The sequence below is a fragment of the Kitasatospora sp. NPDC041988 genome (genome assembly GCF_055588525.1).
The window spans coordinates 88,215-110,358 of the sequence record NZ_JBVJCO010000008.1; the positions used below are offsets into that span (position 1 = coordinate 88,215).

24 protein-coding genes are annotated in these 22,144 nt (G+C 72.5%); 14 read left to right on the forward strand and 10 right to left on the reverse strand.

What is annotated here, in order from left to right:
- Positions 1–112 precede the first annotated feature (112 nt).
- Entirely contained in the window at positions 113–1,414 is a 1,302-nt protein-coding gene (gene mycP / locus ACZ6NC_RS10795) for a type VII secretion-associated serine protease mycosin (RefSeq protein WP_465731131.1), read from the forward strand.
- 238 nt (positions 1,415–1,652) lie between these two features.
- Here mycP and ACZ6NC_RS10800 read toward each other — a convergent pair whose 3' ends face one another.
- Positions 1,653–2,312 carry an NAD(P)-dependent oxidoreductase gene (locus ACZ6NC_RS10800; RefSeq protein WP_465731133.1) on the reverse strand — a complete coding sequence of 220 codons (660 nt, stop codon included), beginning with the start codon at positions 2,310–2,312 and terminating at the stop codon, positions 1,653–1,655.
- Positions 2,313–2,443: 131 nt separating this feature from the next.
- On the opposite strand from ACZ6NC_RS10800, the gene ACZ6NC_RS10805 reads away from it, so the two are divergent.
- Together ACZ6NC_RS10805 and ACZ6NC_RS10810 are read left to right on the forward strand one after the other, a co-directional pair.
- Positions 2,444–2,839 (forward strand): winged helix-turn-helix transcriptional regulator, encoded by a 396-nt coding sequence (locus ACZ6NC_RS10805; RefSeq protein ID WP_465731135.1) that lies wholly within the window; start codon positions 2,444–2,446, stop codon positions 2,837–2,839.
- A gap of 160 nt (positions 2,840–2,999) precedes the next feature.
- Positions 3,000–3,569: a DinB family protein gene (locus ACZ6NC_RS10810; RefSeq protein WP_465731137.1), complete on the forward strand. Its 570-nt coding sequence runs from the start codon at positions 3,000–3,002 to the stop codon at positions 3,567–3,569.
- Between the two features lie 54 nt (positions 3,570–3,623).
- Here ACZ6NC_RS10810 and ACZ6NC_RS10815 read toward each other — a convergent pair whose 3' ends face one another.
- Both ACZ6NC_RS10815 and ACZ6NC_RS10820 read right to left on the reverse strand, forming a co-directional pair.
- Positions 3,624–4,067 carry an RNA polymerase sigma factor gene (locus ACZ6NC_RS10815; RefSeq protein ID WP_465731139.1) on the reverse strand — a complete coding sequence of 148 codons (444 nt, stop codon included), beginning with the start codon at positions 4,065–4,067 and terminating at the stop codon, positions 3,624–3,626.
- Between the two features lie 521 nt (positions 4,068–4,588).
- Positions 4,589–5,104, reverse strand: coding sequence for a hypothetical protein (locus ACZ6NC_RS10820; protein WP_465731141.1), 516 nt, complete (start codon positions 5,102–5,104; stop codon positions 4,589–4,591).
- Between the two features lie 255 nt (positions 5,105–5,359).
- Here ACZ6NC_RS10820 and ACZ6NC_RS10825 point away from each other — a divergent pair, with 255 nt between their 5' ends.
- Entirely contained in the window at positions 5,360–6,412 is a 1,053-nt protein-coding gene (locus ACZ6NC_RS10825; RefSeq protein WP_465731143.1) for a hypothetical protein, read from the forward strand.
- A 6-nt stretch (positions 6,413–6,418) separates the two neighbouring features.
- On the opposite strand, the gene ACZ6NC_RS10830 is transcribed toward ACZ6NC_RS10825, so the two are convergent.
- Positions 6,419–7,009: an isochorismatase family protein gene (locus ACZ6NC_RS10830; protein WP_465731145.1), complete on the reverse strand. Its 591-nt coding sequence runs from the start codon at positions 7,007–7,009 to the stop codon at positions 6,419–6,421.
- Positions 7,010–7,163: 154 nt separating this feature from the next.
- A complete protein-coding gene (locus ACZ6NC_RS10835) occupies positions 7,164–8,480 on the reverse strand; it encodes a nicotinate phosphoribosyltransferase (RefSeq protein WP_465731147.1) in 1,317 nt (438 codons plus the stop codon).
- Positions 8,481–8,634: 154 nt separating this feature from the next.
- Between ACZ6NC_RS10835 and clpS the strand changes: the two genes are divergently transcribed.
- From clpS to ACZ6NC_RS10870, 7 genes are all read left to right on the forward strand, one after another.
- Positions 8,635–8,928 (forward strand): ATP-dependent Clp protease adapter ClpS, encoded by a 294-nt coding sequence (clpS, locus tag ACZ6NC_RS10840; RefSeq protein ID WP_406198905.1) that lies wholly within the window; start codon positions 8,635–8,637, stop codon positions 8,926–8,928.
- A 59-nt stretch (positions 8,929–8,987) separates the two neighbouring features.
- Positions 8,988–9,563: a DUF2017 domain-containing protein gene (locus ACZ6NC_RS10845; protein ID WP_465731149.1), complete on the forward strand. Its 576-nt coding sequence runs from the start codon at positions 8,988–8,990 to the stop codon at positions 9,561–9,563.
- Between the two features lie 187 nt (positions 9,564–9,750).
- Entirely contained in the window at positions 9,751–11,199 is a 1,449-nt protein-coding gene (locus tag ACZ6NC_RS10850) for an amino acid permease (protein WP_465731151.1), read from the forward strand.
- Between the two features lie 66 nt (positions 11,200–11,265).
- Positions 11,266–11,697 (forward strand): M67 family metallopeptidase, encoded by a 432-nt coding sequence (locus ACZ6NC_RS10855; protein ID WP_465731152.1) that lies wholly within the window; start codon positions 11,266–11,268, stop codon positions 11,695–11,697.
- Between the two features lie 139 nt (positions 11,698–11,836).
- A complete protein-coding gene (locus ACZ6NC_RS10860; RefSeq protein WP_326846449.1) occupies positions 11,837–11,956 on the forward strand; it encodes a putative leader peptide in 120 nt (39 codons plus the stop codon).
- A 94-nt stretch (positions 11,957–12,050) separates the two neighbouring features.
- Complete coding sequence (locus tag ACZ6NC_RS10865; RefSeq protein ID WP_465731155.1) at positions 12,051–12,329, forward strand: MoaD/ThiS family protein; 279 nt, start codon at positions 12,051–12,053, stop codon at positions 12,327–12,329.
- A gap of 79 nt (positions 12,330–12,408) precedes the next feature.
- Positions 12,409–13,377 carry a PLP-dependent cysteine synthase family protein gene (locus ACZ6NC_RS10870; protein ID WP_465731157.1) on the forward strand — a complete coding sequence of 323 codons (969 nt, stop codon included), beginning with the start codon at positions 12,409–12,411 and terminating at the stop codon, positions 13,375–13,377.
- Between the two features lie 4 nt (positions 13,378–13,381).
- Here ACZ6NC_RS10870 and ACZ6NC_RS10875 read toward each other — a convergent pair whose 3' ends face one another.
- Entirely contained in the window at positions 13,382–13,831 is a 450-nt protein-coding gene (locus ACZ6NC_RS10875) for a type II toxin-antitoxin system PemK/MazF family toxin (RefSeq protein WP_465731159.1), read from the reverse strand.
- Between the two features lie 181 nt (positions 13,832–14,012).
- Here ACZ6NC_RS10875 and ACZ6NC_RS10880 point away from each other — a divergent pair, with 181 nt between their 5' ends.
- Both ACZ6NC_RS10880 and ACZ6NC_RS10885 read left to right on the forward strand, forming a co-directional pair.
- Complete coding sequence (locus ACZ6NC_RS10880; protein ID WP_465731161.1) at positions 14,013–14,204, forward strand: MerR family transcriptional regulator; 192 nt, start codon at positions 14,013–14,015, stop codon at positions 14,202–14,204.
- A gap of 196 nt (positions 14,205–14,400) precedes the next feature.
- Positions 14,401–15,147, forward strand: a complete 747-nt coding sequence (locus ACZ6NC_RS10885; RefSeq protein ID WP_465731162.1) for an MBL fold metallo-hydrolase — start codon at positions 14,401–14,403, stop codon at positions 15,145–15,147.
- 91 nt (positions 15,148–15,238) lie between these two features.
- Here the strand turns inward: ACZ6NC_RS10885 and ACZ6NC_RS10890 are convergent, their stop codons facing one another.
- A complete protein-coding gene (locus ACZ6NC_RS10890) occupies positions 15,239–16,153 on the reverse strand; it encodes a branched-chain amino acid transaminase (RefSeq protein ID WP_465731164.1) in 915 nt (304 codons plus the stop codon).
- 142 nt (positions 16,154–16,295) lie between these two features.
- Here ACZ6NC_RS10890 and ACZ6NC_RS10895 point away from each other — a divergent pair, with 142 nt between their 5' ends.
- Positions 16,296–17,303 carry a helix-turn-helix transcriptional regulator gene (locus ACZ6NC_RS10895; RefSeq protein ID WP_465731166.1) on the forward strand — a complete coding sequence of 336 codons (1,008 nt, stop codon included), beginning with the start codon at positions 16,296–16,298 and terminating at the stop codon, positions 17,301–17,303.
- Positions 17,304–17,352: 49 nt separating this feature from the next.
- Here the strand turns inward: ACZ6NC_RS10895 and ACZ6NC_RS10900 are convergent, their stop codons facing one another.
- From ACZ6NC_RS10900 to ACZ6NC_RS10910, 3 genes are all read right to left on the reverse strand, one after another.
- Positions 17,353–18,639 (reverse strand): LLM class flavin-dependent oxidoreductase, encoded by a 1,287-nt coding sequence (locus ACZ6NC_RS10900; protein ID WP_465731168.1) that lies wholly within the window; start codon positions 18,637–18,639, stop codon positions 17,353–17,355.
- A complete protein-coding gene (locus ACZ6NC_RS10905; RefSeq protein WP_465731170.1) occupies positions 18,636–19,697 on the reverse strand; it encodes an LLM class flavin-dependent oxidoreductase in 1,062 nt (353 codons plus the stop codon). Before ACZ6NC_RS10905 ends, ACZ6NC_RS10900 begins: the two co-directional genes overlap by 4 nt.
- A gap of 456 nt (positions 19,698–20,153) precedes the next feature.
- Positions 20,154–21,431 carry a PTS transporter subunit EIIC gene (locus tag ACZ6NC_RS10910; protein ID WP_465731172.1) on the reverse strand — a complete coding sequence of 426 codons (1,278 nt, stop codon included), beginning with the start codon at positions 21,429–21,431 and terminating at the stop codon, positions 20,154–20,156.
- Between the last annotated feature and the right edge of the window lie 713 nt (positions 21,432–22,144).

The window sequence follows — 22,144 nt, forward strand, 5'->3', positions numbered from 1 at the left end:
TGCTGGTGGACAGGCCAATGATCGGTCGTCCCGTAGGTCGGTGACCTGCGGGACGCCTTGCTGGGTGAGGTGACCAGGCTTGACGAGCGGTCGGGTAGGGCGTGGAGCAGCCGTGCTCGCTGCCGGTGCCTTGATGTGGGGGATGGCTTCATCGCCCGCGGCAGCGGATCAGATCAGGGACTCACAATGGCCGCTGAGGATCTACGAAGCCGAGACGAAGGTCTGGCCGATCAGCCAGGGCGAGGGCGTCATCGTTGCCGTAGTGGACGGTGGCGTCAACCAGGATCACCAGGATCTCATCGGCCAGGTGTTGCCTGGTGCTGACTTCTCCGGAGGAACGTCGGACGGGCGGTTTGATGCAGACGGCCACGGCACTGCGATGGCAGGTCTGATCGCCGGTACCGGACACGGCTCGCAAGCGGGGATTAAGGGTCTCGCGCCTAAGGCGAAGATTCTTCCGGTCAAGCTCACGAGCAAGGACGGGCAGTGGGGGGACCAGGGGCCTGACTTTGCGCGGGCCATCAAGTTCGCAGCTGACCACGGGGCAAAGGTCATCAACATCTCCCTTGGCGGATATTTCCGGACCTCCCAGGAGGCGCGTGACGCGATCAAGTATGCGGTGTCTAAGGACATCGTCCTTGTGGCGTCCGCCGGAAATAGCGGGAACAGATCCTTGCCTGTCGAGTACCCGGCTGCGTTTCCGGGAGTGATGGCCGTCGTGGCAGTCGATCAACAGGGCCGCTCCTGGGAGAAGTCCACCTTTGGACCTGAAACCACGATTGCCGGCCCAGGGGTCGATATTTATCAGGCCACTGCCAAATCGGCATCGGCATACGGCGTCGGCAACGGAACCTCCGATGCCACCGCCTATGTTTCCGCCACGGCAGCCCTCATCCGTTCGAAGTACCCCAGCCTCTCCGCCGGTCAGGTCATCAATCGGATGATCAAGAGTGCCACTCCGCCTCCGGACGGTTCGGCAGTGCCAAATGCCCATTACGGCTACGGGACTGTCTCCCCGGCCAAGGCGTTGGAGCCGAATCCCGCTGTTGACGGGGGCCCGAAGGACAACCCACTGCTGGGCCGGGTCGAGTCGCAGGGGGCTCCGGACGATGGAGCGGGTGACCCGTCCGAAGTGCCGCCCGCAGCGCCGCCTGCCGCGGCGAAGGGGAACCCGGGGATCACGTACACGCTGATCGGTGCAGGGGTGCTGTTCGGGCTGGTTCTGGTCGCCGTCTGTGTGCTGGTGGTGGTGCGTGGGCGGCGGCAGCGGGGGGCGGCTGCGGCGGTGCCCGGTGGCGCCGGGTATCCGTATCCGGTGCCACCGCCTGCCGGTCCTCCCGGGCAGCAGGGCTACGGCTATGGCCCGCCGCCGCAGCAGCCTCCGGTGCCGCCGACGGGGAACCCGTACCAGTAGGTCCGAGCCTGACTCGCGAGCCACTCGCCCCGTAGGGCGGCCGTGTGCAGGACGTCGTGGTACTCGCCGGTCCAGTGGTGGGGGCCTGGCGGGTGCGGCACCGAAGGCGTGCGGGCGTGCTCCGCGGGTGAGCAGGGTGCGCTTGGTGCAGAGGGCGCACACGGGGCTCACCATCGACCGGAGCGCCCCGGTTGACCGGGATTCTGGCCGGGCGGCCCCTGCCGACAGGCCGCGCCGCCTACTCGGCGACGGCGATCTGCTCGCGGTGATGGGCGGGGGCGGTGAGTTCGTCGACCACGGCCACCGCGAGGTCGGCCTGGGCAATCCGCTCGCCGAGGACCTTCGGGCCGCCGGTCCGGTAGCGGCCGGTTCCGGGGGCGGTGCGGTCGAGGTCGAGGGGCGGGGTGACGACGACCCAGTCGAGGGAGGCGTCCGACTCCCGCAGCAGGTCCAGGGCGACGGCGTGGCCGAGCGAGAAGGCGCGGTAGGCCTCGGGGAAGGCGGGGTCGTCGTGGACGGCGGTGCCGGGCGCGGTCTCCAGGGTGGTGGCGACGCCGACGTGGACCAGCCGGCGGACCTCGGCGGTGCCGAGGCCGGTCACCAGGGCGTCGGCGGTGGCCCGGTAGAAGTCCTCGGAGGGCACGTCGGGCGTGTAGACGGTGGAGACGGCGGCGGTGTGCCCGTGCGCCGCGGCGGCGACGTCGGCCGGGTCGGTGACGTCGCAGCGGACGAGGGTGACGCCCTCGCCGGCGAGGTCCCGGTGGCGCTCGGGGTCGCGGACGGCGGCGGTGACCGCCAGCCCGCGCTGCCGGGCCTCGGCGACGACGGCGCGGCCGACCTGCCCGCCCGCGCCGTAGACGACGATGCTGCGGTCAACCTGCTTGCGGGTGCTGCTCATTGCGCTCTCCGTCCGTTCGCCGGGGGGCTTTGTCGCCCGCCGTTGCCGTGACGGTAGACCGGGGGGTGCCGGTTACTTCAACGGTACCGGCGGGGGCCCGCAGGGATACGGGGTCGGCTACCGTCGGTGCCATGACGCAGACCGTGCTCGAACCCCTGGCGCTCGCACCCCTGTCGGTGGACTTCTTCGACCCGGACTGCCCGGTGCAGACGATGCCCGTGCTGGGCGGCAAGAAGTGGACCTGGAAGCTGATGCGCTGTCTGGAGAGCGGCCCGCGCCGCTTCTCCGAGCTCCGGGTGCCGCTGGTGGGCATCACCGCGAAGGTACTGGCGGAGACGCTGCGCGCGATGGAGCACGACGGGGTGGTGAGCCGGACCGAGTACGACGAGAACCCGCCGAGGGTGGAGTACGCGCTGACGCCGCTCGGCCGGTCGCTGCTGGGGCCGATGGACGCGGTCTGCGCGTGGAGCCGCGAGCACCTGGCCGCCCTGCTGGAGGCCCGCGAGGCGTACGAGCGGGACGAGTAGAACGAGCGGGACGGGCAGGACGGGCAGGACGGAGCGGGACGCGTAGGACGTGCGGGACGCACGCGAGGCCGGGCGGCCCGGCTGAGCCTGGCAGCATTTCGGCGGCCGCTGGCGTTATGACCGCTGGTGGGGGCGGTACCCGGGCGGCCATCCTGGGCACATGACCACTCCCGAGAACGCCCCCGCCGCCCCCGCCGACAGCATCGTCCCGGACACCAAGGACTGGACGTGGGTCCTGGAGCGCCCCTGCCCGGACTGCGGACTGGAGTCCGCTGCCGTGTCCCGTGAGGCCGTCCCCGGGCTCATCCGGGACAACGCCGACGCCTGGGTGGCCGTGCTGGCCGGGGACGAGGAGGCGCTGCGCCGCCGTCCCCGCCCGGAGGTCTGGTCGGACCTGGAGTACGCGTGCCACGTGCGGGACGTCTTCCGGCTGTTCCACTTCCGGTTGAACCTCATGCTCGACCAGGAGAACCCGGACTTCCCGAACTGGGACCAGGACGAGACGGCCGTCGCCGGGCGCTACGGGGAGCAGCAGCCGGGGGCGGTCGCGGCGGACCTGGCCGAGGCCGCGCGGGTCCTCGCGGACGCGTTCGAGCAGGTGTCCGGTGACCAGTGGCAGCGCACCGGCAACCGCAGTGACGGCGCGCGCTTCACGGTGGAGTCGTTCTCCCACTACCTGGTCCACGACCCGGTCCACCACCTGTACGACGTGACGGGCGAGCGGGTCTGAGCCTGCGGGTCGGCAGGCGACGCGGGGGAGTCGGGCGCACAGGCCCGGCCGGGATCACCAGCCGGAGGCCTCACGGAGCATGGTGCGGCGGAGTCGGCCGGCCACGCTGGCGGTGTCGGTGCCGATGACGTCGGCGATCTCCGGGGCGGCGAGGCCGACGATGTAGTGCAGGATCGCCAGGTCGTCGTCGGCGGGGTGGCTGGGCCGGGCCGGCGGGTCGGCCCGCAGGGTGTGCTCGTTGACCGTGCCGCGCAGGATCTGCCAGGCGTGCGCGGTCGGATTGGAGCTGCCCAGTAACTCGCGCCACTGGACGGCGATTTCGGCGAAGGCATGCTGGACGGCGCCGGTCGCCTCGGCGTGGTCCGGCAGCCAGACCCGGGCGTAGCTGAGGTAACGCGGTCGGTGCAGCTCGCAGAACGCCGCGAACTCCAGTGGTACGGCGGACGGTTCGCCGGGCGCCGGGGGAGGCTCGGCGGTGCTGTCATGACGGTTGGTCATCTCGGCTTCTCGGCAAGTGAGATGGGCTTCTGACGGTCGATCATCTGTGCTCACTCTACGGTAGGCGCTCGGTGCTCTGGGTTACCAATCGGATTGAATGCCCGGAACGTGCTGCCGCTCGGCCGGTTCCGGCGGTGGCCGGGTGTGGGCCGACGGGCGGCGGGGTGGCGCGGGGCCGGTGGTAGGGGTGGTGCACAGCGCTGCCAGGGTCGCGAGAGTGAGGGCGTCATGGCCGGTCAGCCAGGGTGGTCGGCGAGGGGTGGTGGAGCGGTTGATGGGCCACCGTAGGCGGTCCGGTGGCTCACGTCCACACCCGAGGCGTGAAGCCGCGCCCGCGCCACCGGTCGCGCGCGCGGAGGGTGGGAGCGGGCGCGGATGCGGGTGCGCGGGTGGGTGGTGCGCTCCCGGGGGCGGCGGCGCGCCGGGGGTGGGCGGGGCCGCGTTCCCGGGGTGGCGAAGGGCCGGGGCCGGGGTGGCGGAGGGCCGCCCGGCGCCCGCCGTCCGCCCCCGTCCACGCTGGTTCAGCCGGACTGCCGGGCCTCCGAGGGGGAGAGCCGGTCGTCCGCCGCGGTGCTCCGGCCGAGCTGGGCGGGGAACGAGTCGACGGCCCTCCGCCGCGCCAGTCCGGCCGCCGCACTCTCCTCCCGCCGCCGGACGGCCCCGTTGGCCCCATTGGCCTCGTCGGCTCCGTCGGCCCCGTTCCGCCCCCGGCCGACGGTCGTGCGGGCGGCCTGTTCCTCGGCCGCCTGTCTCGCGGCCAGGTAGGCCTGGACGGCGGCCATCCCGTAGACGGGCTGGATCAGCTGGTGGCCCTTGAAGAAGGGTCTGGCCGGGGCGAATCCGGCGGCGACCACGAGGTCGCGGATCTCGGCTATCTCGGCCTCGCTGCGGGCCGTGAAGCGGACCTCCCAGCCCTTCTTGTACGTATGGCCCTGTTCGCCGCTGCGGCGGGCCGGGTCCGGCCGGCGGACGTATCCGGGCAGGCGGCCGAGGCGGAGCTGGGCCGCGCGGAGGCCGGCGGTCTCGTCACGTGACATGAACTAAGGGTAGGCAATCCGGGGAGCCGGAGTGACGCCCGGAGGCGCTTCGGCGTATGCCCTTGGTCACGCACGGTCAGAAGTGCTGGTCGCCGGTCGGCTTCGGCCGGTGCCGGTGATCCCGTGACCTCCCATTACTCCGAATGGGTGAGGGTATGGGGACTTTAGTGCAGGCTGGTCCCGGTTTCACGACGGTTGGGTAACAGTGCGTCAGGCGGCCGATGGCCGGTCCTGGCCGTTGGGGATGGTGTCGGCATGAGCTACCGGATTCCCTCGCCGCCGCCTTCCCTGGAGGAACTGGCGAAGCGTCAGCAGAACGTCATCACCGCCAGCCAGCTGCGCGCCCGGGGCGTGCCGGCCCGGGTCGTCAGCGGGCACTGTCGCCGGGGCGGCCCGTGGCAGCGACTGCTGCCCCGGGTCTACCTGCTGCAGTCCGGCGAGCCGACCCCGGAACAGCGGATGTGGGCCGCGCTGCTGTACGCGGCGCAGAACGGCCGCGAGGAGGGCCGTGGCGAGGGCGCGGTGATCACCGGCACCGCCGCACTGGCGCTGTACGGCTTCGCCGCGGTGCCCCGGCTGCCGGCCGTCACCGGGGTGGACGTCCTGGTGCCCCGTCAGCGCCGGCTCAAGGATGCCGGGGAGGTGCGGATCCGGCGCACCGAACGGGAGTTGGTGGCCCGCTCGGTGCACGGGCTGGCCTGTGCGCCGGTCGCCCGGGCGGTGGCGGACGCGTTGCGCGAGTGGACGGCCGAGGGTGCGGCGCCGGAGTTCGGCGAGGGTGCCGCGCTGCCGGTCCGCGAGGTGCTGCGGGAGGCCGTGGGCCGGCCCGGCGCCCGGGTGGGGCGGCCCGAGGCCCGCTGCACCGCGCGGGAGCTGGTCGCCGAGCTGACCGAGTCCGGGCTCGCCGCCGACCTGCGGGTGCGGGCCGCGCTGGACGAGCTGCTCTCCGAGGAGCGGGACGCCGTGCTGGCGCGGCTCGGCGAGCTGGCCGACGAGTGGCTGCTGCCCGTCCCGCTGGCCGGCCCGGAGCTGCGGATGCGCGGCGGCACCTACATCGCCGTGCCGGACCTCTACTGGCCGCAGGTCGGCGTGGCGGTGGAGGTCGACTCGGAGCTGCGCTGCGTCAGCGAGGGCGAGGCCGCCTGGGTGCGCGGTGGCCAGCACCGGATGGAGTACCTGGGGATCCGGGTGGTCTACCTCTCCGGTGTCCGGCTGGCCGCCGAGCCGGACGCGGTCGGCGCCGAACTGCGCGAGGCCTTCCGGCAGGGCGGCACCGACGTGGTGGAACTGCTGGTCGGTGAGGGCTGACCGGGCTCAGCCGCGCACCGTCGGCGTGCCGACCAGCTCGACGCCGGCCGCCCGCAGCTCCTCCAGCGCGGCGGCGGTGGTCTGCGGCGCCACACCCGCCGTCAGGTCCAGCAGGACGCGGGTGGTGAAGCCCGCCCGGGCCGCGTCCAGCGCGGTGGCCTTGACGCAGTGGTCGGTGGCCAGGCCGACCACGTCCACCTCGGTGACCTGACGCTCGCGCAGCCAGTCGATCGGCCCGCGGTTGTTCTCGTCCAGCCCTTCGAAGCCGCTGTACGCCGCCGCGTAGGCGCCCTTGTCGAAGACCGCCTCGATCGCGCCGGAGGTGACGGAGGGCGCGAAGTTGGGGTGGAAGCCCACCCCCTCGGTGCCCGCCACGCAGTGCACCGGCCAGCTGTTGACGTAGTCCGGGTGGTCGGAGAAGTGGTCGCCCGGGTCGACGTGGTTGTCGCGGGTGGCGAGGATGTGCTGGTATCCGGGGCGGGCCTCGGCGATCAGGTCGGTGATCGCGGCGGCCACCTCGGCCCCGCCGGCGACGGCCAGACTGCCGCCCTCGCAGAAGTCGTTCTGCACGTCGACGACGATCAGTGCCCGGTGCATGGCTCGCATCCTCGGTTGTGGGGGGCGGTGCGCTGGTTCTGTGCGCTTCCGGTGGGAACTCTACGGTCGACTGTAGGCAGTGGCACCCGGGGGCGGAAGGCCCGGGGCGCACCCGGGTCCGTGCCCCCGGGAGCCCGGCGACCGCGCAGTGGTGTCACAGGATCAGTTCGGTCGGCAGCACCGGGTCGCCCTTGGAGAGCTGGGTGGCCGACAGCGGCAGCCCCGCCCGGGCCCGGACGTGCCGCTCGCGGGCCGCGCTCAGCGGCTCCCGGCCGACCACCTCGCCGGCCAGCACCAGCGGCACCTGCATCAGGTGCGGTTCCAGCTCGGCCGGGACCGGCCCGGTGCCGACCACCTCGGCCTCGGCCACGCCGTCCGCGTCGGGCCGCCGGGCCGCCCACTTGCGGCCGCCGATGCTGGTCTTGCCGCCGGCGGCGCGCTTGGCGACCGGCACCAGCGGCCCGTCCGCCGACTCCGCCCGGGCGACCAGCTTGTAGACCATGGCGCAGGTCGGGTGGCCGCTCCCGGTGACCAGGCTGGTGCCGACGCCGTAGCCGTCGACCGGGGCGGCGGCCAGCGCGGCGATCGCGTACTCGTCGAGGTCCGAGGTGACGATGATCTTCGTCTTGTGCGCGCCGAGCTCGTCCAGCTGGCGGCGGACCCGGTGTGCCAGCAGGGTGAGGTCGCCGGAGTCGATCCGTACCGCGCCCAGCTCGGGGCCGGCCACCTCGACGGCCGTGCGGACCGCCTCGCGCAGGTCGAAGGTGTCGACGAGCAGTGTGGTGCCCTTGCCCATCGAGGCGATCTGCGCCCGGAAGGCGTCCCGCTCGCTGTCGTGCACCAGTGTGAAGGCGTGCGCGGCGGTGCCGGTGGTCGGGATGCCGTGGGTGAATCCGGCCTCGAGGTCGGAGGTGGCGGAGAAGCCGGCCACGTACGCGGCCCGGGCGGCCGAGACGGCGGCCTGCTCGTGGGCGCGCCGGGCGCCCATCTCGATCACCGGGCGCCCGCCGGCCGCGGCGGTCATCCGGGAGGCGGCGGCGGCGATCGCCGAGTCGTGGTTGAGGATCGACAGGATCACCGTCTCCAGGATCACCGCCTCGGCGAAGGTGCCCTCGACGGTCAGCAGCGGCGACCCGGGGAAGTAGGCCTCGCCCTCCGGGTAGCCGTGGATGTCACCGGTGAACCGGTAGTCGGCCAGGAAGCGCAGGGTGTCGGTGTCGACGACGTTCTGGGCGGCCAGCCAGTCGAGCTGCACCGCGGTGAAGCGGAAGTTCTCGACGGCGTCCAGCACCCGGCCGGTGCCGGCCATCACGCCGTAGCGGCGGCCACCCGGCAGGCGGCGGGTGAACACCTCGAAGACGGAGCGGCGGGGCGCGGCCCCGCTCTGCAGGGCGGCCTGCAGCATGGTGAGCTCGTAGCGGTCGGTGAGGAGCGCGGTCGAACCGGCCGCGCGCACTGAAGTGGCGTCCATGGAGATGATGCTACTACCACTTAGCGTCAGTTTGACGATTTCTCGTGCGGGGCGTTCGCGCGGCCATGGGGCGGAATCGCCCCGAGGTCCCCCGGATGGCAGCATGGGGGCTGAAGGTGCAGGTATCCGGAGGAATAGCGAGGAGGACCCGGCGGTGAGTGTCGCGCCCGCAGAGATCGAGCGCCCGGAGGTCGAAGGCCTACCGGTGGCTGAGCCGGACACGCCCTGGGTGACCATCGTGCACAACGACCCGGTCAACCTGATGAGCTACGTCCAGTACGTCTTCCAGGCCTACTTCGGCTACCCGAAGGACAAGGCCCGGAAGCTGATGATGGAAGTGCACACCAAGGGTCGGACGGTGGTCTCCAGCGGGTCCCGCGAGGAGATGGAGCGCGACGTGCAGGCGATGCACGGCTACGGCCTCTGGGCCACGCTCCAGCACGACTGAGCCGCGGGCCGCGCCCCGGCATACCACCGAAGACGACGAAGACGGGCTGACCGATACAGATGGCTGGGTTGTTCGAGAGTGGCGGCGGCGGGAGCGCGGCGATCGCGCTTGACGAGGTCGAGGCCTCGATCCTGCGCTCCCTGGAAGTGCAGATGCTGGAGCTGATCGGCCCCGGCCCGGGCGGTGAGGGCGGGGACCCGCTCGCCGCGCTGTTCGCCGAGGGGCCGAGTGAGGCGCCCTCCGACCCGGCGCTGGCCCGGCTCTTCCCGGATGCCTACCGGGACCCGGAGAAGCCGCAGGACGCCGAGGGCAAGGCGGCCTCCGGCGAGTTCCGCCGCTACACCGAGCTGGACCTGCGGGCCCGCAAGCGCGAGGACGCGCTGCAGGTGGTGCGGGCGCTGGACGGGCTCGGCGGCGAGGGCGGGGTGCTCAAGCTGCCCGCCGGCGACTGCCCGCGCTGGCTGGGGGCGCTCAACGACCTGCGGCTGACCCTGGGCGTGCGGCTGGAGATCACCGAGGAGGACGAGCAGGGCCTGTACGACCTGCCGGACGCCGACGAGCGGAAGCCGCTGGTGATGGCGTACCTGTGGCTGGGCGCCCTCCAGGAGTCGCTGCTGGAGGCGCTCTCGGACTGAATCCTGCCCGGTTCCGGGCAGCCCCGACCCCCCGTCCGCATGCTGGACGGGGGGTCGGGGCTTTTCCGTTCAAAACGGTCGAAACCCTATGACTCCATGCTCAAATATCGCTCAGATGGACACCGCTATACGGAGTGCGCGTGGTACGACTTCTCCACCCCACGAGACCCACCCAGGACGGTGCGCCATGGCCGAGAAGCTCTACGACGAAGTGGTCGACACCAAACCGGAACCGGACGAGGAGGGCTACGAGCGGGGGCTGGGCAGCCGCCAGATCCAGATGATCGCGATCGGCGGCGCCATCGGCACCGGCCTCTTCCTCGGTGCCGGCACCGCGATCTCCAAGTCCGGCCCGAGCCTGATCCTGTCGTACGCGGTGGCCGGCGTGGCGATCTTCGCGATCATGCGGGCGCTCGGTGAACTGCTCACCTACCGCCCGGTGTCCGGCAGCTTCGCCGAGTACGCCCGGGAGTTCCTCGGCCCCTTCGCCGGCTATGTGACGGGCTGGACGTACTGGCTGTTCTGGGTCGTCACGGGCATGGCGGAAACCACCGCGGCCGCCGTCTACGTGAAGTTCTGGGCGCCCGGCATCCCCCAGTGGCTCAGTGCGCTGACCTTCCTGGTCATCCTCTACGCGGCCAACCTGATCTCGGTGAAGCTCTTCGGCGAGATCGAGTTCTGGTTCTCCATGGTCAAGGTCACCGCCATCATCGGCATGATCCTGATCGGCATCGGCGTGCTCACCCTCGGCTTCAGCGACGCCGGTGACACCGCGTCGATCACCAACCTCTGGCAGGACGGCGGCTTCTTCCCCAAGGGGATCGGCGCCACCGTGATGACGCTGCAGATCGTCATGTTCGCCTACCTCGGCGTGGAGCTGGTCGGCGTCACCGCCGGCGAGAGCGAGAACCCGCAGAAGACCCTGCCGCGCGCCATCAACACCCTGCCGTGGCGCATCGCGCTGTTCTACATCGGCGCCCTGGTGATCATCCTCTCGCTCGTCCCGTGGACCGAATTCCAGCCCGGCGTCAGCCCGTTCGTCGCCGCTTTCGGCAAGATCGGCATCCCCGCCGCGGCCGGCATCATCAACTTCGTGGTGCTCACCGCCGCGCTCTCCTCCTGCAACTCCGGCATGTACTCCACCGGCCGGATGCTGCGCGACCTCGCCCTGCGCGGCCAGGCCCCCGGGCAGCTCACCAAGCTCAACTCCCGCCGCACCCCCGCCGCCGCGATCACCCTCTCCTCGCTGCTGATGGGAGCCGGCGTCGTCCTCAACTACCTCGTCCCGGCCAAGGCGTTCGAGTACATCACCTCGGTCGCCACCGTCTGCGGCCTCTGGACCTGGGCGATGATCCTGATCTGCCAGATCCGCTACCGCAAGGCCTGGAAGGCCGGCCACCTCCCGCCGCCCGGCTTCAAGGCGCCCGGCGGCGTCTGGAGCAGCTGGGCCGCGCTTGCCTTCCTCGTGCTGGTCGTCGTCCTGATTGCCCTGGACGAGGACAACCGCATCTCGCTGTACGTCTTCCCCGTCTGGGCCGTCGTGCTGGTGGTCGGCTACCAGGTGCTCAAGCGCCGCAGCCCGGCCGCCGTCCACGCCGTCGCCGACGACCACCTGCACGCCCGCAACGGCGGCTGACGGCCCGGCGGACCACGCCGTGGACGCCCCGGCGGACACCCGCCGGGGCGTGGCTATCCTGACCGCATGCTGACCATCACCCGAGAACTGCGCGACGCGATCGTCGCCCACGCCCGCGCCGACCACCCGGACGAGGCCTGTGGCGTGGTGGCAGGCCCGGCCGGCACCGGACGGCCCGAGCGGTTCATCCCGATGCTCAACGCCGCCCGCTCGCCCACCTTCTACGAGTTCGACTCGGGCGACCTGCTCAAGCTCTACCGCGAGATGGATGACCGGGACGAGGAGCCCGTGATCGTCTACCACTCGCACACCGCGACCGAGGCCTACCCCTCGCGCACCGACGTGAGCTACGCCTCCGAGCCGTTCGCCCACTACGTCCTGGTCTCCACCGCCGACGGCAACGGCCCGGACGACCCGTTCCAGTTCCGCTCGTTCCGCATCGTGGACGGCGAGATCACAGAGGAAGACGTCCAGGTCGTCGAGGCCTACCAGGCCTGACCAGCACCCACCTGGGCGCGGCCCGCCGACTGCCCGCGAGCGGTCGGCGGGCCGGTGCCATCTCAACAGAAGAAACAGAAACATCCGGATCGCGAGACGGGCATGTCGGAGCGCGGTCGGGAATCTATACGATGAGCCCATGCGTTCCGTCGATGTGAGCACCCAGGCCCCGGGCACCCGCCTCGTGGCGCGCCTGCACATCGACCTGTGCCGGCTCGCCAGTGCGATCTGTCCCGGCACGCCCGCGCGCTCTCGCTGAGCCGCCCGCCCAGGCCCGCCGCACACCCCGGGCCCACCCCGCCCTGCCGCGCGCTGCGGCCCACCCACCTCACGACTCGCACAGGAGCGCACCCATGGCCATCGAGGTCCGCATCCCGACCATCCTCCGCACCTACACCGACGGCGCCAAGGCCGTCGAGGGCACCGGCAGCAACCTCGGGGAACTCTTCCAGGACCTCGACGCCCGCCACCCGGGCATCGCCTCCCGCCTGCTGGAGGGCGGCGAGCTGCGCCGCTTCGTCAACGTCTACCTGAACGACGAGGACGTCCGCTTCCTGGCGGGCATCTCCACCGCCCTCGCCGACGGCGACAGCGTCACCATCCTGCCCGCCGTGGCCGGCGGCGCCCGCTGACCTCCCGCTCTCCCGCCCGCCCCGCGCGGGCGGGAGAGCCGCCGCTCCCGACCCTCACCGCCGTTGCCGGAGGCCCCCCTTGCGTTACGACAGCCCGCTCGAAGCCGTCGGCAACACCCCGCTGGTCCGGCTGCCCCGACTCTCCGCCGCCGTCCCCGGCAACACCGACGGCCAGGTCACCCTCTGGGCCAAGCTGGAGGACCGCAACCCCACCGGCTCCATCAAGGACCGCCCGGCGCTGCACATGATCGAGCGCGCCGAGGCCGCCGGACTGCTCACCCCCGGCTGCACCATCCTGGAGCCCACCAGCGGCAACACCGGCATCTCGCTCGCCATGGCCGCCAAGCTCAAGGGCTACCGGATGGTCTGCGTGATGCCCGAGAACACCAGCGAGGAACGCCGCGAACTGCTGCGCATGTGGGGCGCCGAGATCATCGCCTCCCCGGCCGCCGGCGGCTCCAACACCGCGGTGCGGATCGCCAAGGAGATCGCCGCCGAGCACCCCGACTGGGTCATGCTCTACCAGTACGGCAACCCGGACAACGCCGGCGCCCACTACGCCACGACCGGCCCCGAGATCCTCGCCGACCTGCCCACCGTCACCCACTTCGTGGCCGGCCTCGGGACCACCGGCACCCTCATGGGCGTCGGCCGCTTCCTGCGCGAGAAGGTCCCCGGCGTGCAGATCGTCGCCGCCGAGCCGCGCTACGACGACCTGGTCTACGGCCTGCGCAACCTCGACGAGGGCTTCGTCCCCGAGCTGTACGACGCCGAGGTGCTCACCACCCGGTTCTCGGTCGGCTCCGCCGACGCCGTCCGCCGCACCCGCGAACTCCTCCAGCAGGAGGGCATCTTCGCCGGCGTCTCCACCGGCGCCATCCTGCACGCCGCGCTCGGCGCCGCCCGCAAGGCCGCCGCGGCCGGGCAGCGCGCCGACATCGTCTTCGTCGTCGCCGACGGCGGCTGGAAGTACCTCTCCACCGGCATCTACACCGCCGAGTCCACCGAGGCCGCGGTCGAGGCGCTCCAGGGCCAGCTCTGGGCCTGACGGCTCACTGACCGGCCGACATCGCCCGCTGCGCGCGGGCCCAGATCTGCCGGTCCACCACGCCGGCCCGGCGGCGGAAGTCGGCGACCGCCACCTCGCGCAGCTCGTCCGTCTCCAGCCAACTGGTCCGGCCCTGGCGGTCGCCCACCGAACCCGGCGGCAACGGCAGCACGCCCGGGCGGTCGGCATGGTGCTTGCTGGTGATCTTCGCGACGGTCGCGGTACGGCCGTTCACCCGCAGCACCAGGCAGGGGCGGTCCTTCGCCCCCGGGCCGTCCTCGAACGGCACCTGCGCCCACCAGATCTCCTGCGGCGCGGGGCCCGGACGGCGGGGCCCGGGCGGCAGCGGCCGACGCGGCTGCCCGGCGAGGCGGCGCGCCCGGATCCGGGTGCTGATCCAGCCCGCCACCAGCACGCAGACCGTCCACAGCGCGAGCCACCAGTAGTTGGTCATGCGGCAGACCGTACCGGCCACCCCCCGGGGCCACCAGTGTGACCGCTGTGACAGTCGAGTATTTATCCGTCCGCTGCTCCCGGTTCGTCACGGATTGACCACGGCGCCCGTTCCGGGCCGAAGCCGCCCCCGGCGCCCGGGAGGCTGGGCAGGCACCGCCCCCACGCATCCCGGAGGCCCCGTGAGCCGCAGCACCGACCTGTGGTCGTACGCCGAGATCGCCCGCCACATCAACGTCCAGCCGGAGACCGTCCGCAACTACCGCCGGCACGGCCTGCTGCCTGACCCGGACGTCATCGACGGCAGCGGCCACCCCCGCTGGTACCCCGACACGATCACGGCCTGGGCCCGCCGGCGCCCCGGCCACCGCTGAACCGGCACCCCCGGCCCCCGCCGGACCGCCGCCCCGGCGTTCTGGTGATTCCAGCCACAGCGCGGCACGGAGACGGGGGCAAAGTGCCCCTCCGCCCTTACCCTCGACACACGCGAGGGCAGCGCTGCCGGCCGGTTCGCCGGCCGCACTGTCATGACCAGCGGCAGCCAGGACGTGTCGGGGCGGAGGGGCTCGGATGAAACTGACCGTGGTGGGGTGCTCGGGGAGCTTCCCGTCCGCCGACTCGCCGTGCTCCAGCTACCTCGTGGAGGCCGACGGCTACCGCGTCGTGCTCGACCTCGGCAACGGCGCACTCGGCGCCCTGCAGAAGTACGTCGACCTGTACGAGGTCGACGCCGTCCTGCTCAGCCACCTGCACGCCGACCACTGCGTCGACCTCTGTGCCTACTGGGTCGCCCGCAACTACCGCGCCGAGGGCTGTCCCGACCCGATGCCCGTCTACGGCCCGGCCGGCACCGCCGAGCGGCTCGCCCGCGCCTACGACATGCCGGAGAACCCCGGGATGAAGGAGGTCTTCGACTTCCGCACCCTCACCCCCGGCACCTTCGACCTCGGCCCGTTCCGGATCGAGGTCGCCCAGGTCAACCATCCCGTCGACGCCTTCGCCTTCCGGCTCGAACACGACGGCCGCAGCCTCGTCTACTCCGGCGACACCGGCGAGAGCGCCGAACTCGTCGAGCTCGCCCGCGACACCGACCTCTTCCTCTGCGAAGCCGCCTACATGGACGGCCGCGACACCTACCGGGCCGTCCACCTCAACGGCCGCGAAGCCGGCGAGCACGCCACCGCCGCCCACGCCCGCCGGCTCGTCCTCACCCACATCCCGCCGTGGACCGACGCCGAGCACAACCGCCGCGACGCCGCCGCCGCCTTCACCGGCCCCGTCGATATCGCCCGGCCCGGCGCGGTGTACGAGATCTGAGCAGGTAGGCGGGACTTTCGCGGGCGCACGAAAAAACATCCGGGACCACCCGCCCCCCTCCGCCCGGCCCCGGGCGGAGAGGACGACCCGCTCAGGCCACCGGCGTCAGCCAGTGCCGGTAACGCGGGTCGGCGCCCGAGACCGCGGCCTCGTACGCCCCGCGCAGCCGGCCGGTGACCGGGCCGGGCGCGGCCGGCAGCTCGCGGTCGTCGAGCGAGCGGACCGGGACGACACCCGCAGCCGTACCGCAGACGAACACCTCGTCCGCCGCGTAGAGGTCCGAGCGCAGCAGACTCTCCACCCGCACCGCCAGGCCGAGATCGCGGGCCAGCGTCAGCACGGTGTCCTGGGTGATGCCCTCCAGAGCCCCCGCACTGCTCGGCGGCGTGCGCAGCACCCCGTCGCGGACGGCGAACACGTTCTCCCCGGTGCATTCGCTCACCGAACCGTCCGGGCCCAGCAGCAGCGCCTCGTCATAGCCCGCGTCGTTCGCCTCCCGCCGGGCCAGCACCGAGTTCAGATACGGGCCGGTGGCCTTCGCAGCCGGCGGCACCGCGTTCGGGTCGTTCCGCCGCCAGCTGCTGGTCTTCAGGGTGATCCCGGCCTCCGCCTGCGGCAGTTGGCCATGCCACTCCCAGCTCGCGATCGACACGGCGACCGGCGAGTGCCGCATGTCGATGCCCATCGAGCCGTAGCCCAGGAACGCGAAGTGCCGCAGATAGCAAGCCCGGTGGCCGTTGGCACGCACCAACTCCACCGTCGCCTTCGCCAAGTCGTCCGCACTGTACGGGAGTTCCATGCGGATCATGCGGGCGCTGCGGTCCAGCCGGCGCAGATGCTCGGACAGCCGGAACACCGCCGGACCATCCGCCGTCGCGAACACCCGGGTGCCCTCCAACACACCCGTGCCGTAGTGCAGGCCGTGCGTCAGCACATGCGTCCGCGCCTCGTGCCAGGGCACCAGCGCGCCGTCCAACCAGATCGTCGAAGCCTCGGAAAGAGCCATGCGCCCCATCCTGGCCACCGCTGCGCCGCAGGTCAGCCACCCCGGCACTGCCGGAACCGGCCATGACCGGGAGCGGAAACGGCGCCGTCTCGCCCCTCGGAAACCCCGGCCCGGCCAGCCCCCGCCTCACTAGGCTGCGCCGATGGAGCGCACGGAAAGCGCGGGGAACCCCGCCGACAGCGATGCCACCCGGCTCTACGCCCGCCTGCTCGCCGAACCCGGACGCCCGCCCGCCACCCCGGGCCCCGACTGGGACGCGAACCGCCTCGCCGCCGCCACCACCGAACTCCTCGCCCTCGGGCTCCTCCAGCCCACCGCCGCCGAGGCCGGCGGACACGCCGCCGTCTCCGTCGACACCGCCGTCCGCCAACTCCTCCTCGACACGGACACCCAGGTCACCGCCCTCGTCGCCGCACTGGGCCGGGCCCGCGACGCCGTCGACCGCCTGCACACCGGCTACCTGCCGGTCCAGCACCGCCACCACACCGGCACCGCCCTCGAACTCGTCCGCGGCGCCGACCGGATCGCCGCCCTGCTGGAGGACGCCGCCCGTGGCGCCCGCACCGAAGCCCTCTCGCTCCGGCCCGGCCAGGACCTCTCCGGCACCGCCCTGGCCGGCAAACTCGCCCGCGAACGGCTCGCCCTCGCCCACGGCGCCACCCTGCGCACCATCTACCCGGCCGCCGTGCTGCGCCGGCCCGCCGTTCTGGCGCACGTGCGGGAGCTGACCGGGGCCGGCGCCCGGATCAGGGCCGCGCACTCGCTGCCGCTCTGGCTGATCGTGGTCGACGCCCGGCTGGCGATCCTGCCCGCGCCGGGAGCCGGCCCCGGCGGGGACGCCCCGGTCGCCGACTCGGCGGTGGTGGTCCGCGAGCCGGCCCTGGTCGCACTGGTGGCGGAGCTGTTCGAGTACTTCTGGTCGGCGGCCTGGATCCCGCCGGAACTCCTGTCCAGTGCTTGTGGCATGACGGATCGTCATCAAGAGGTGCTGCGACTGTTGGCGGCCGGGCTGACCGACGCGGCGATCGCCAGGAAGCTGGAGGTCTCCGAGCGGACGGTGCGCCGGCTGGTCGCCGAGCTGACCGCCGACCTGGGCGCGGAGAGCCGCTTCCAGGCCGGCGTGCATGCGGCCCGCCTCGGCCGGATCTGAGACTCGGATCCGCTCTCCGGCGTCCGTCGCGGGCCGCCTGCCGTACGGCTCAGCGCTGCCCGGGCGCCGGCAGGCCGAGGTGCTCGCGCAGTGTCGTCCCGGTGTACTCGCTGCGGAAGACCCCGCGCTCCTGGAGCAGCGGCACCACCTGGTCCACGAAGTCGTCCAGCCCGCCCGGGGTGAGGTGCGGGACGAGGATGAAGCCGTCCGCCGCGTCGCTCTGCACATGCTCGTCGAGCTGGGCGGCGATCGTCTGTGCGCTGCCGATGAAGGACTGCCGGCCGGTCACCTCGATCACCAGCTCGCGACTGCTGAGCTTCTTCGCGGCCGCCACCGCGCGCCACTTGGCGGCGGTCTCCAGCGGGTCGCCGATCCTGGTCCGGCCCTGGACGAGGGCGCTGTCCACCACCGGGTCGACGGTGGGCAGCGGGCCGTCCGGGTCGTGGTCGGAGAGGTCGATGCCCCAGACCTGCTCCAGGTAGGCGATGGTGGTCTGCGGCCCGACCTGGGCCCGGCGGATCTCGGCGGCCCGCTCGGCGGCGTCGGCGTCGGTGTCGCCCAGCACGTAGGTGACGCCGGGCATGATCTTCAGCTCGTCCGGCTTGCGCCCGTACGCGGCCAGCCGCCGTTTCACGTCGGCGTGGAAGGCCCGGCCGGCGGTCAGGGTGGCGTGCCGGCTGAAGATGATGTCGGCCGCGGCGGCGGCGAACTCCCGCCCCTCGTCGGAGTCCCCGGCCTGGATGACCACCGGGTGCCCCTGCGGCGGGCGGGGCAGCGAGAGCCGGCCCTCGACGTCGAACTGCGGGCCCCGGTGCCGGACGGTCTCGTCCCCGGCGTCCCAGAACTCCCGGGCCAGCTGGACGAATTCGGCGGCCCGGGTGTACCGGTCGGCGCGGTCGAGGTAGCCGCCGCGGCGGAAGTTCTCGCCGGTGAAGGCGTCCGAGGAGGTGACCACGTTCCAGGCCGCCCGGCCGCCGGAGAGGTGGTCCAGCGAGGCGAACCGCCGGGCCAGCTCGTACGGTTCGTTGAAGGTCGCGTTGACCGTGGCGGCCAGGCCGAGGTGAGTGGTGACGGCGGCCAGGGCGCCCAGGACGGTGATCGACTCGGGCCGGCCGACCACGTCCAGGTCGTGGATCAGGCCCTTCACCTCGCGCAGCCGCAGGCCCTCGGCGAGGAAGAGGAAGTCGAACTTACCGCGCTCGGCGGTCTCCGCGAGATGGCGGAAGGAGGCGAACTCGATCTGGCTCCGCGAGGCCGGGTCCGTCCACACCGTGGTGTTGTTGACGCCCGGGAAGTGCGCGGCGAGGTGGATCTGCTTGAGCGGTCGGTCCGTCATCGGGTCACCTCGGAGGCGCTGGTCAGAGCGGTGGCGGCGGCCGGCACGGCAGGCGCGCCGGCGGCGGGGGTGTAGCGGCCGGCCGGGCGGGCCAGGCCGAGGTGGTCGCGCAGGGTGCGGCCGGTGTAGCCGGCGCGGAACAGTCCGCGCCCGCGCAGCGCCGGGACGACGCGGTCGGCGAGGGCGGCCAGGTCGCGGGCCGGGTCGGCGGGTGCCAGGTGGAAGCCGTCGACGCCGCCCCCGCCCTCGGCGAGCTCGGTGGTCAGCGTGGCGACGGCCCTCTCGTCGGGGAGGGCGGCGTCGAGCCGGGCGAGGATCCGCAGGCTCTCGCCCGCGCGCAGCCGCAGTTCGGTGGCGGCGGTCAGCCGGGTCGCCCGGTCGGGGGCGTCGAGCAGGACGACATCGGCGTGGCGGATCGCGGTCGCGACCCGGGCACGCCCGCCGGGGGAGGCGACCGGAGAGAGGTCCGCGGCGGCGACCGCCACCGCGACGACCGGCCGGCCCTGCGGCGGGCGCGGGGTGATGGACGGGCCGCGGACGGAGAAGTGCGGGCCCTCGAAGTCGACGTGGTGGAGCTTGTCGCGGTCGATGAACCGGCCGGTGGCGACGTCGCGGATCTCCGCGTCGTCCTCCCAGCTGTCCCAGAGCCGCGCGGCGACCTCGGCGGCGTCGGCGGCCTCGGCCCAGAGCACGTCGGCCGGGGCGACGTCCTTGCGGCCGAAGGCTCTGGCCTCCGCCTCGGTGTCGGAGACGCCGACCAGCCAGCCGGCCCGGCCCTCGCTCACCCAGTCCAGGGTGTTGACGGAGATCGAGGTGTGGAACGGCTCGGTGTGCGTGGTGGTGACGGTCGGGACCAGGCCGAGCCCGCGCGTTCGCGGGGCGAGCCGGGCGAAGGTGGCGAGGGCGTCGAGCCGCTGCGGCTCGGGTGCGTAGGAGTCGTCCAGGGTGACGAAGTCCAGCGTGGCCCGCTCGGCGAGGCGGGCGAGAGCGGCGAAGTGCCCGGCGTCGAAGCGGCCGGGGCTGTCGAGGGCGGCGGACAGGTGCAACTGGCGGGGCATGGCGAGGCCTTGACTTTCCTCGTACGGGAGCGGTGTGTGCGCGGTGCGGGCGGGCACGTGGCGGCGGCCCGGGTGGCGGGCGGTCACGGGCGACGGGAAGCGGGGCCGGGGCGCGGCGGGGCGTCAGCCGGGCGGTGGCGGGGGAACGGTCAGGTCAGGCGCAACACGCCGCGGACCACACGCGACCGAAGTCGATGTGGCTGCGGGTGACCAGGATGCGCCGGGCGTTCACCGCTTCAGTTGACCAGCGATCTTGCTGGTTCGTCAACCATCGTCTCACCGGACGGCTCCGGGGCTGGGACGGCGAAGGCGAGGCGCGAGGGCGGGGCGAGGGCGAGGCGCGAGGGGCGAGGCCGAAGGGAGGGTGGGGCCGGGGCAAGCGAACGACCCCGCCCTGCCGCTCGGGGGAGTGAGCGGCAGGGCGGGGCCGGGGGTGCTGCGGGTCGTACCTCGGTGTCAGGCCTTGGTGACGTCCTCGATCTCGTCGTCGTCCTCGCGACCGGGGGTCTTGAGGTTGAACTTGACGATCGCGAAGCGGAAGAGGAAGTAGTACAGCGCGGCGAACGCGATACCGATCGGGATGATCATCCACGGGTCGGTGGCCTTGTTCCAGGCCAGGGCGTAGTCGATCAGACCGCCGGAGAAGGTGAAGCCGTCGTGCACGCCGAGCGCCCAGGTGAGGGCCATCGAGACGGCGGTCAGCACCGCGTGGATGACGTACAGGGCCGGGGCGATGAAGACGAAGGCGAACTCGATCGGCTCGGTGACACCGGTGACGAAGGAGGTCAGCGCCAGCGACAGCATCATGCCGGTGACGGCCTTGCGGCGGTGCGGCTTGGCGGTGTGGGCGATGGCGAACGCCGCGGCGGGGAGGGCGAACATCATGATCGGGAAGAAGCCCGACATGAACTGTCCGGCGGTCGGGTCGCCGGCGAAGAAGCGCGTCAGGTCACCGTGGACGACGGTGCCGTCGGGCTTGGTGAAGTCACCGGTCTGGAACCAGGCGTAGGAGTTCACGAACTGGTGCATGCCGACGGGCAGCAGACCGCGGTTGACCAGGCCGAAGGCGCCCGCACCGAACGCGCCGGCGCCGATCAGGGTGTCGTTCAGGCTCTTGATGGCGTCGCCGATCGGGCCCCAGGTCAGGGCGAAGAGGACGCCGACGGCGGTGCCGACGAAGGCCATGAGGATCGGGACGAGACGGCGGCCGTTGAAGAAGCCGAGCCAGTCGACCAGCTTGGTGCGGTGGTACTTCTGCCACAGCACGGCGGAGAGCAGACCGATCACGATACCGCCGAGCACGCCCGGGTTCTGGTACGTGGCGGCGGTGTACTTGCCGTCGGCGACCACGGCCTCGGTGACCGGGAACGCGGTCAGCACGTTCTTGTACACCAGGAAGCCGACGAGCGCGGCGAGCGCGGTGGAGCCGTCCGCCTTCTTGGCGAAGCCGATCGCGATTCCCACCGCGAACAGCAGCGGCAGGTTGGCGAAGACCGCGTCACCGGCGGTGGCGAACACCGCGGCGACCTTGTTCCAGCCGAGGCCGTCCTTGCCGAACACATCGTCCTGGCCGAGGCGCATCAGCAGACCGGCGGCGGGGAGAACGGCGATGGGCAGCTGGAGGCTGCGGCCGATCTTCTGCAGACCCTGCAGCAGGTTCTGGCCGAACTTCTTGGTGGGGCTTGGCGTGGCCGGAGCCGCGGCGGGCGCCGGTGCCTGCGCAGACTGACTCATGGGGGTGGGTTCCTAACGGCAGGGCGGGTCGGTCGGGGGTAGGTGCACAGGGGGGCCGACCGCGAACTGGTCTACACCACACGTGGTGTAGACCAGTTTTGTAGCACGGGTGGAGAAGGGGGGGAACCCCTGAAAGCGGTGCTGGTGAGAAGCGCTATGAAATCGAAACCTACTTGCGGATCGACGATCATGATTACCCGCCGTGATTGGCATTTTGGCTATTTGCGCAACAAAAAGAGTCGGCCACTCGGCGGGGGTCGACCGGCGGGGCCGGGCCCGCGGGCCCGGCTGGTCCGGCGGAGGCCGCGAGGAGGCGGGCGAAGGCGCCCGGGGGCGGACCGGCCGGGTCCGGGAGTGAGGGGCGGCCGGATGCGGACCGTCCGCCGGCATGGTCGGGCGGGGGAGGTCGCGCGACGGTTGCGGTCGCCCCGGCCGTCGTCCGGTAATCGCCGCCGGATTGTCACCGCACTCCGTCGCGCCATCTCATTGCCGGGTGAAACCCGTGGCGGCGCCCGAGGGGAACAGCTGTGGCGGATCGCCGACCGGCACGCCGCGCCGCGGCGGTGATCTTCCCCCCACCCCGTTCTCCGGCCGAAGTCGTACCGGCGGGACGGGCGCCGGGCGGCGGCCGCCTGCCAGCCCGCGCAGTGCCGGGGCGGGGCCGCAGGGCACGGGCAGGGCGGGCCGCCGAATTTCGCGTACGCCAATAGCGG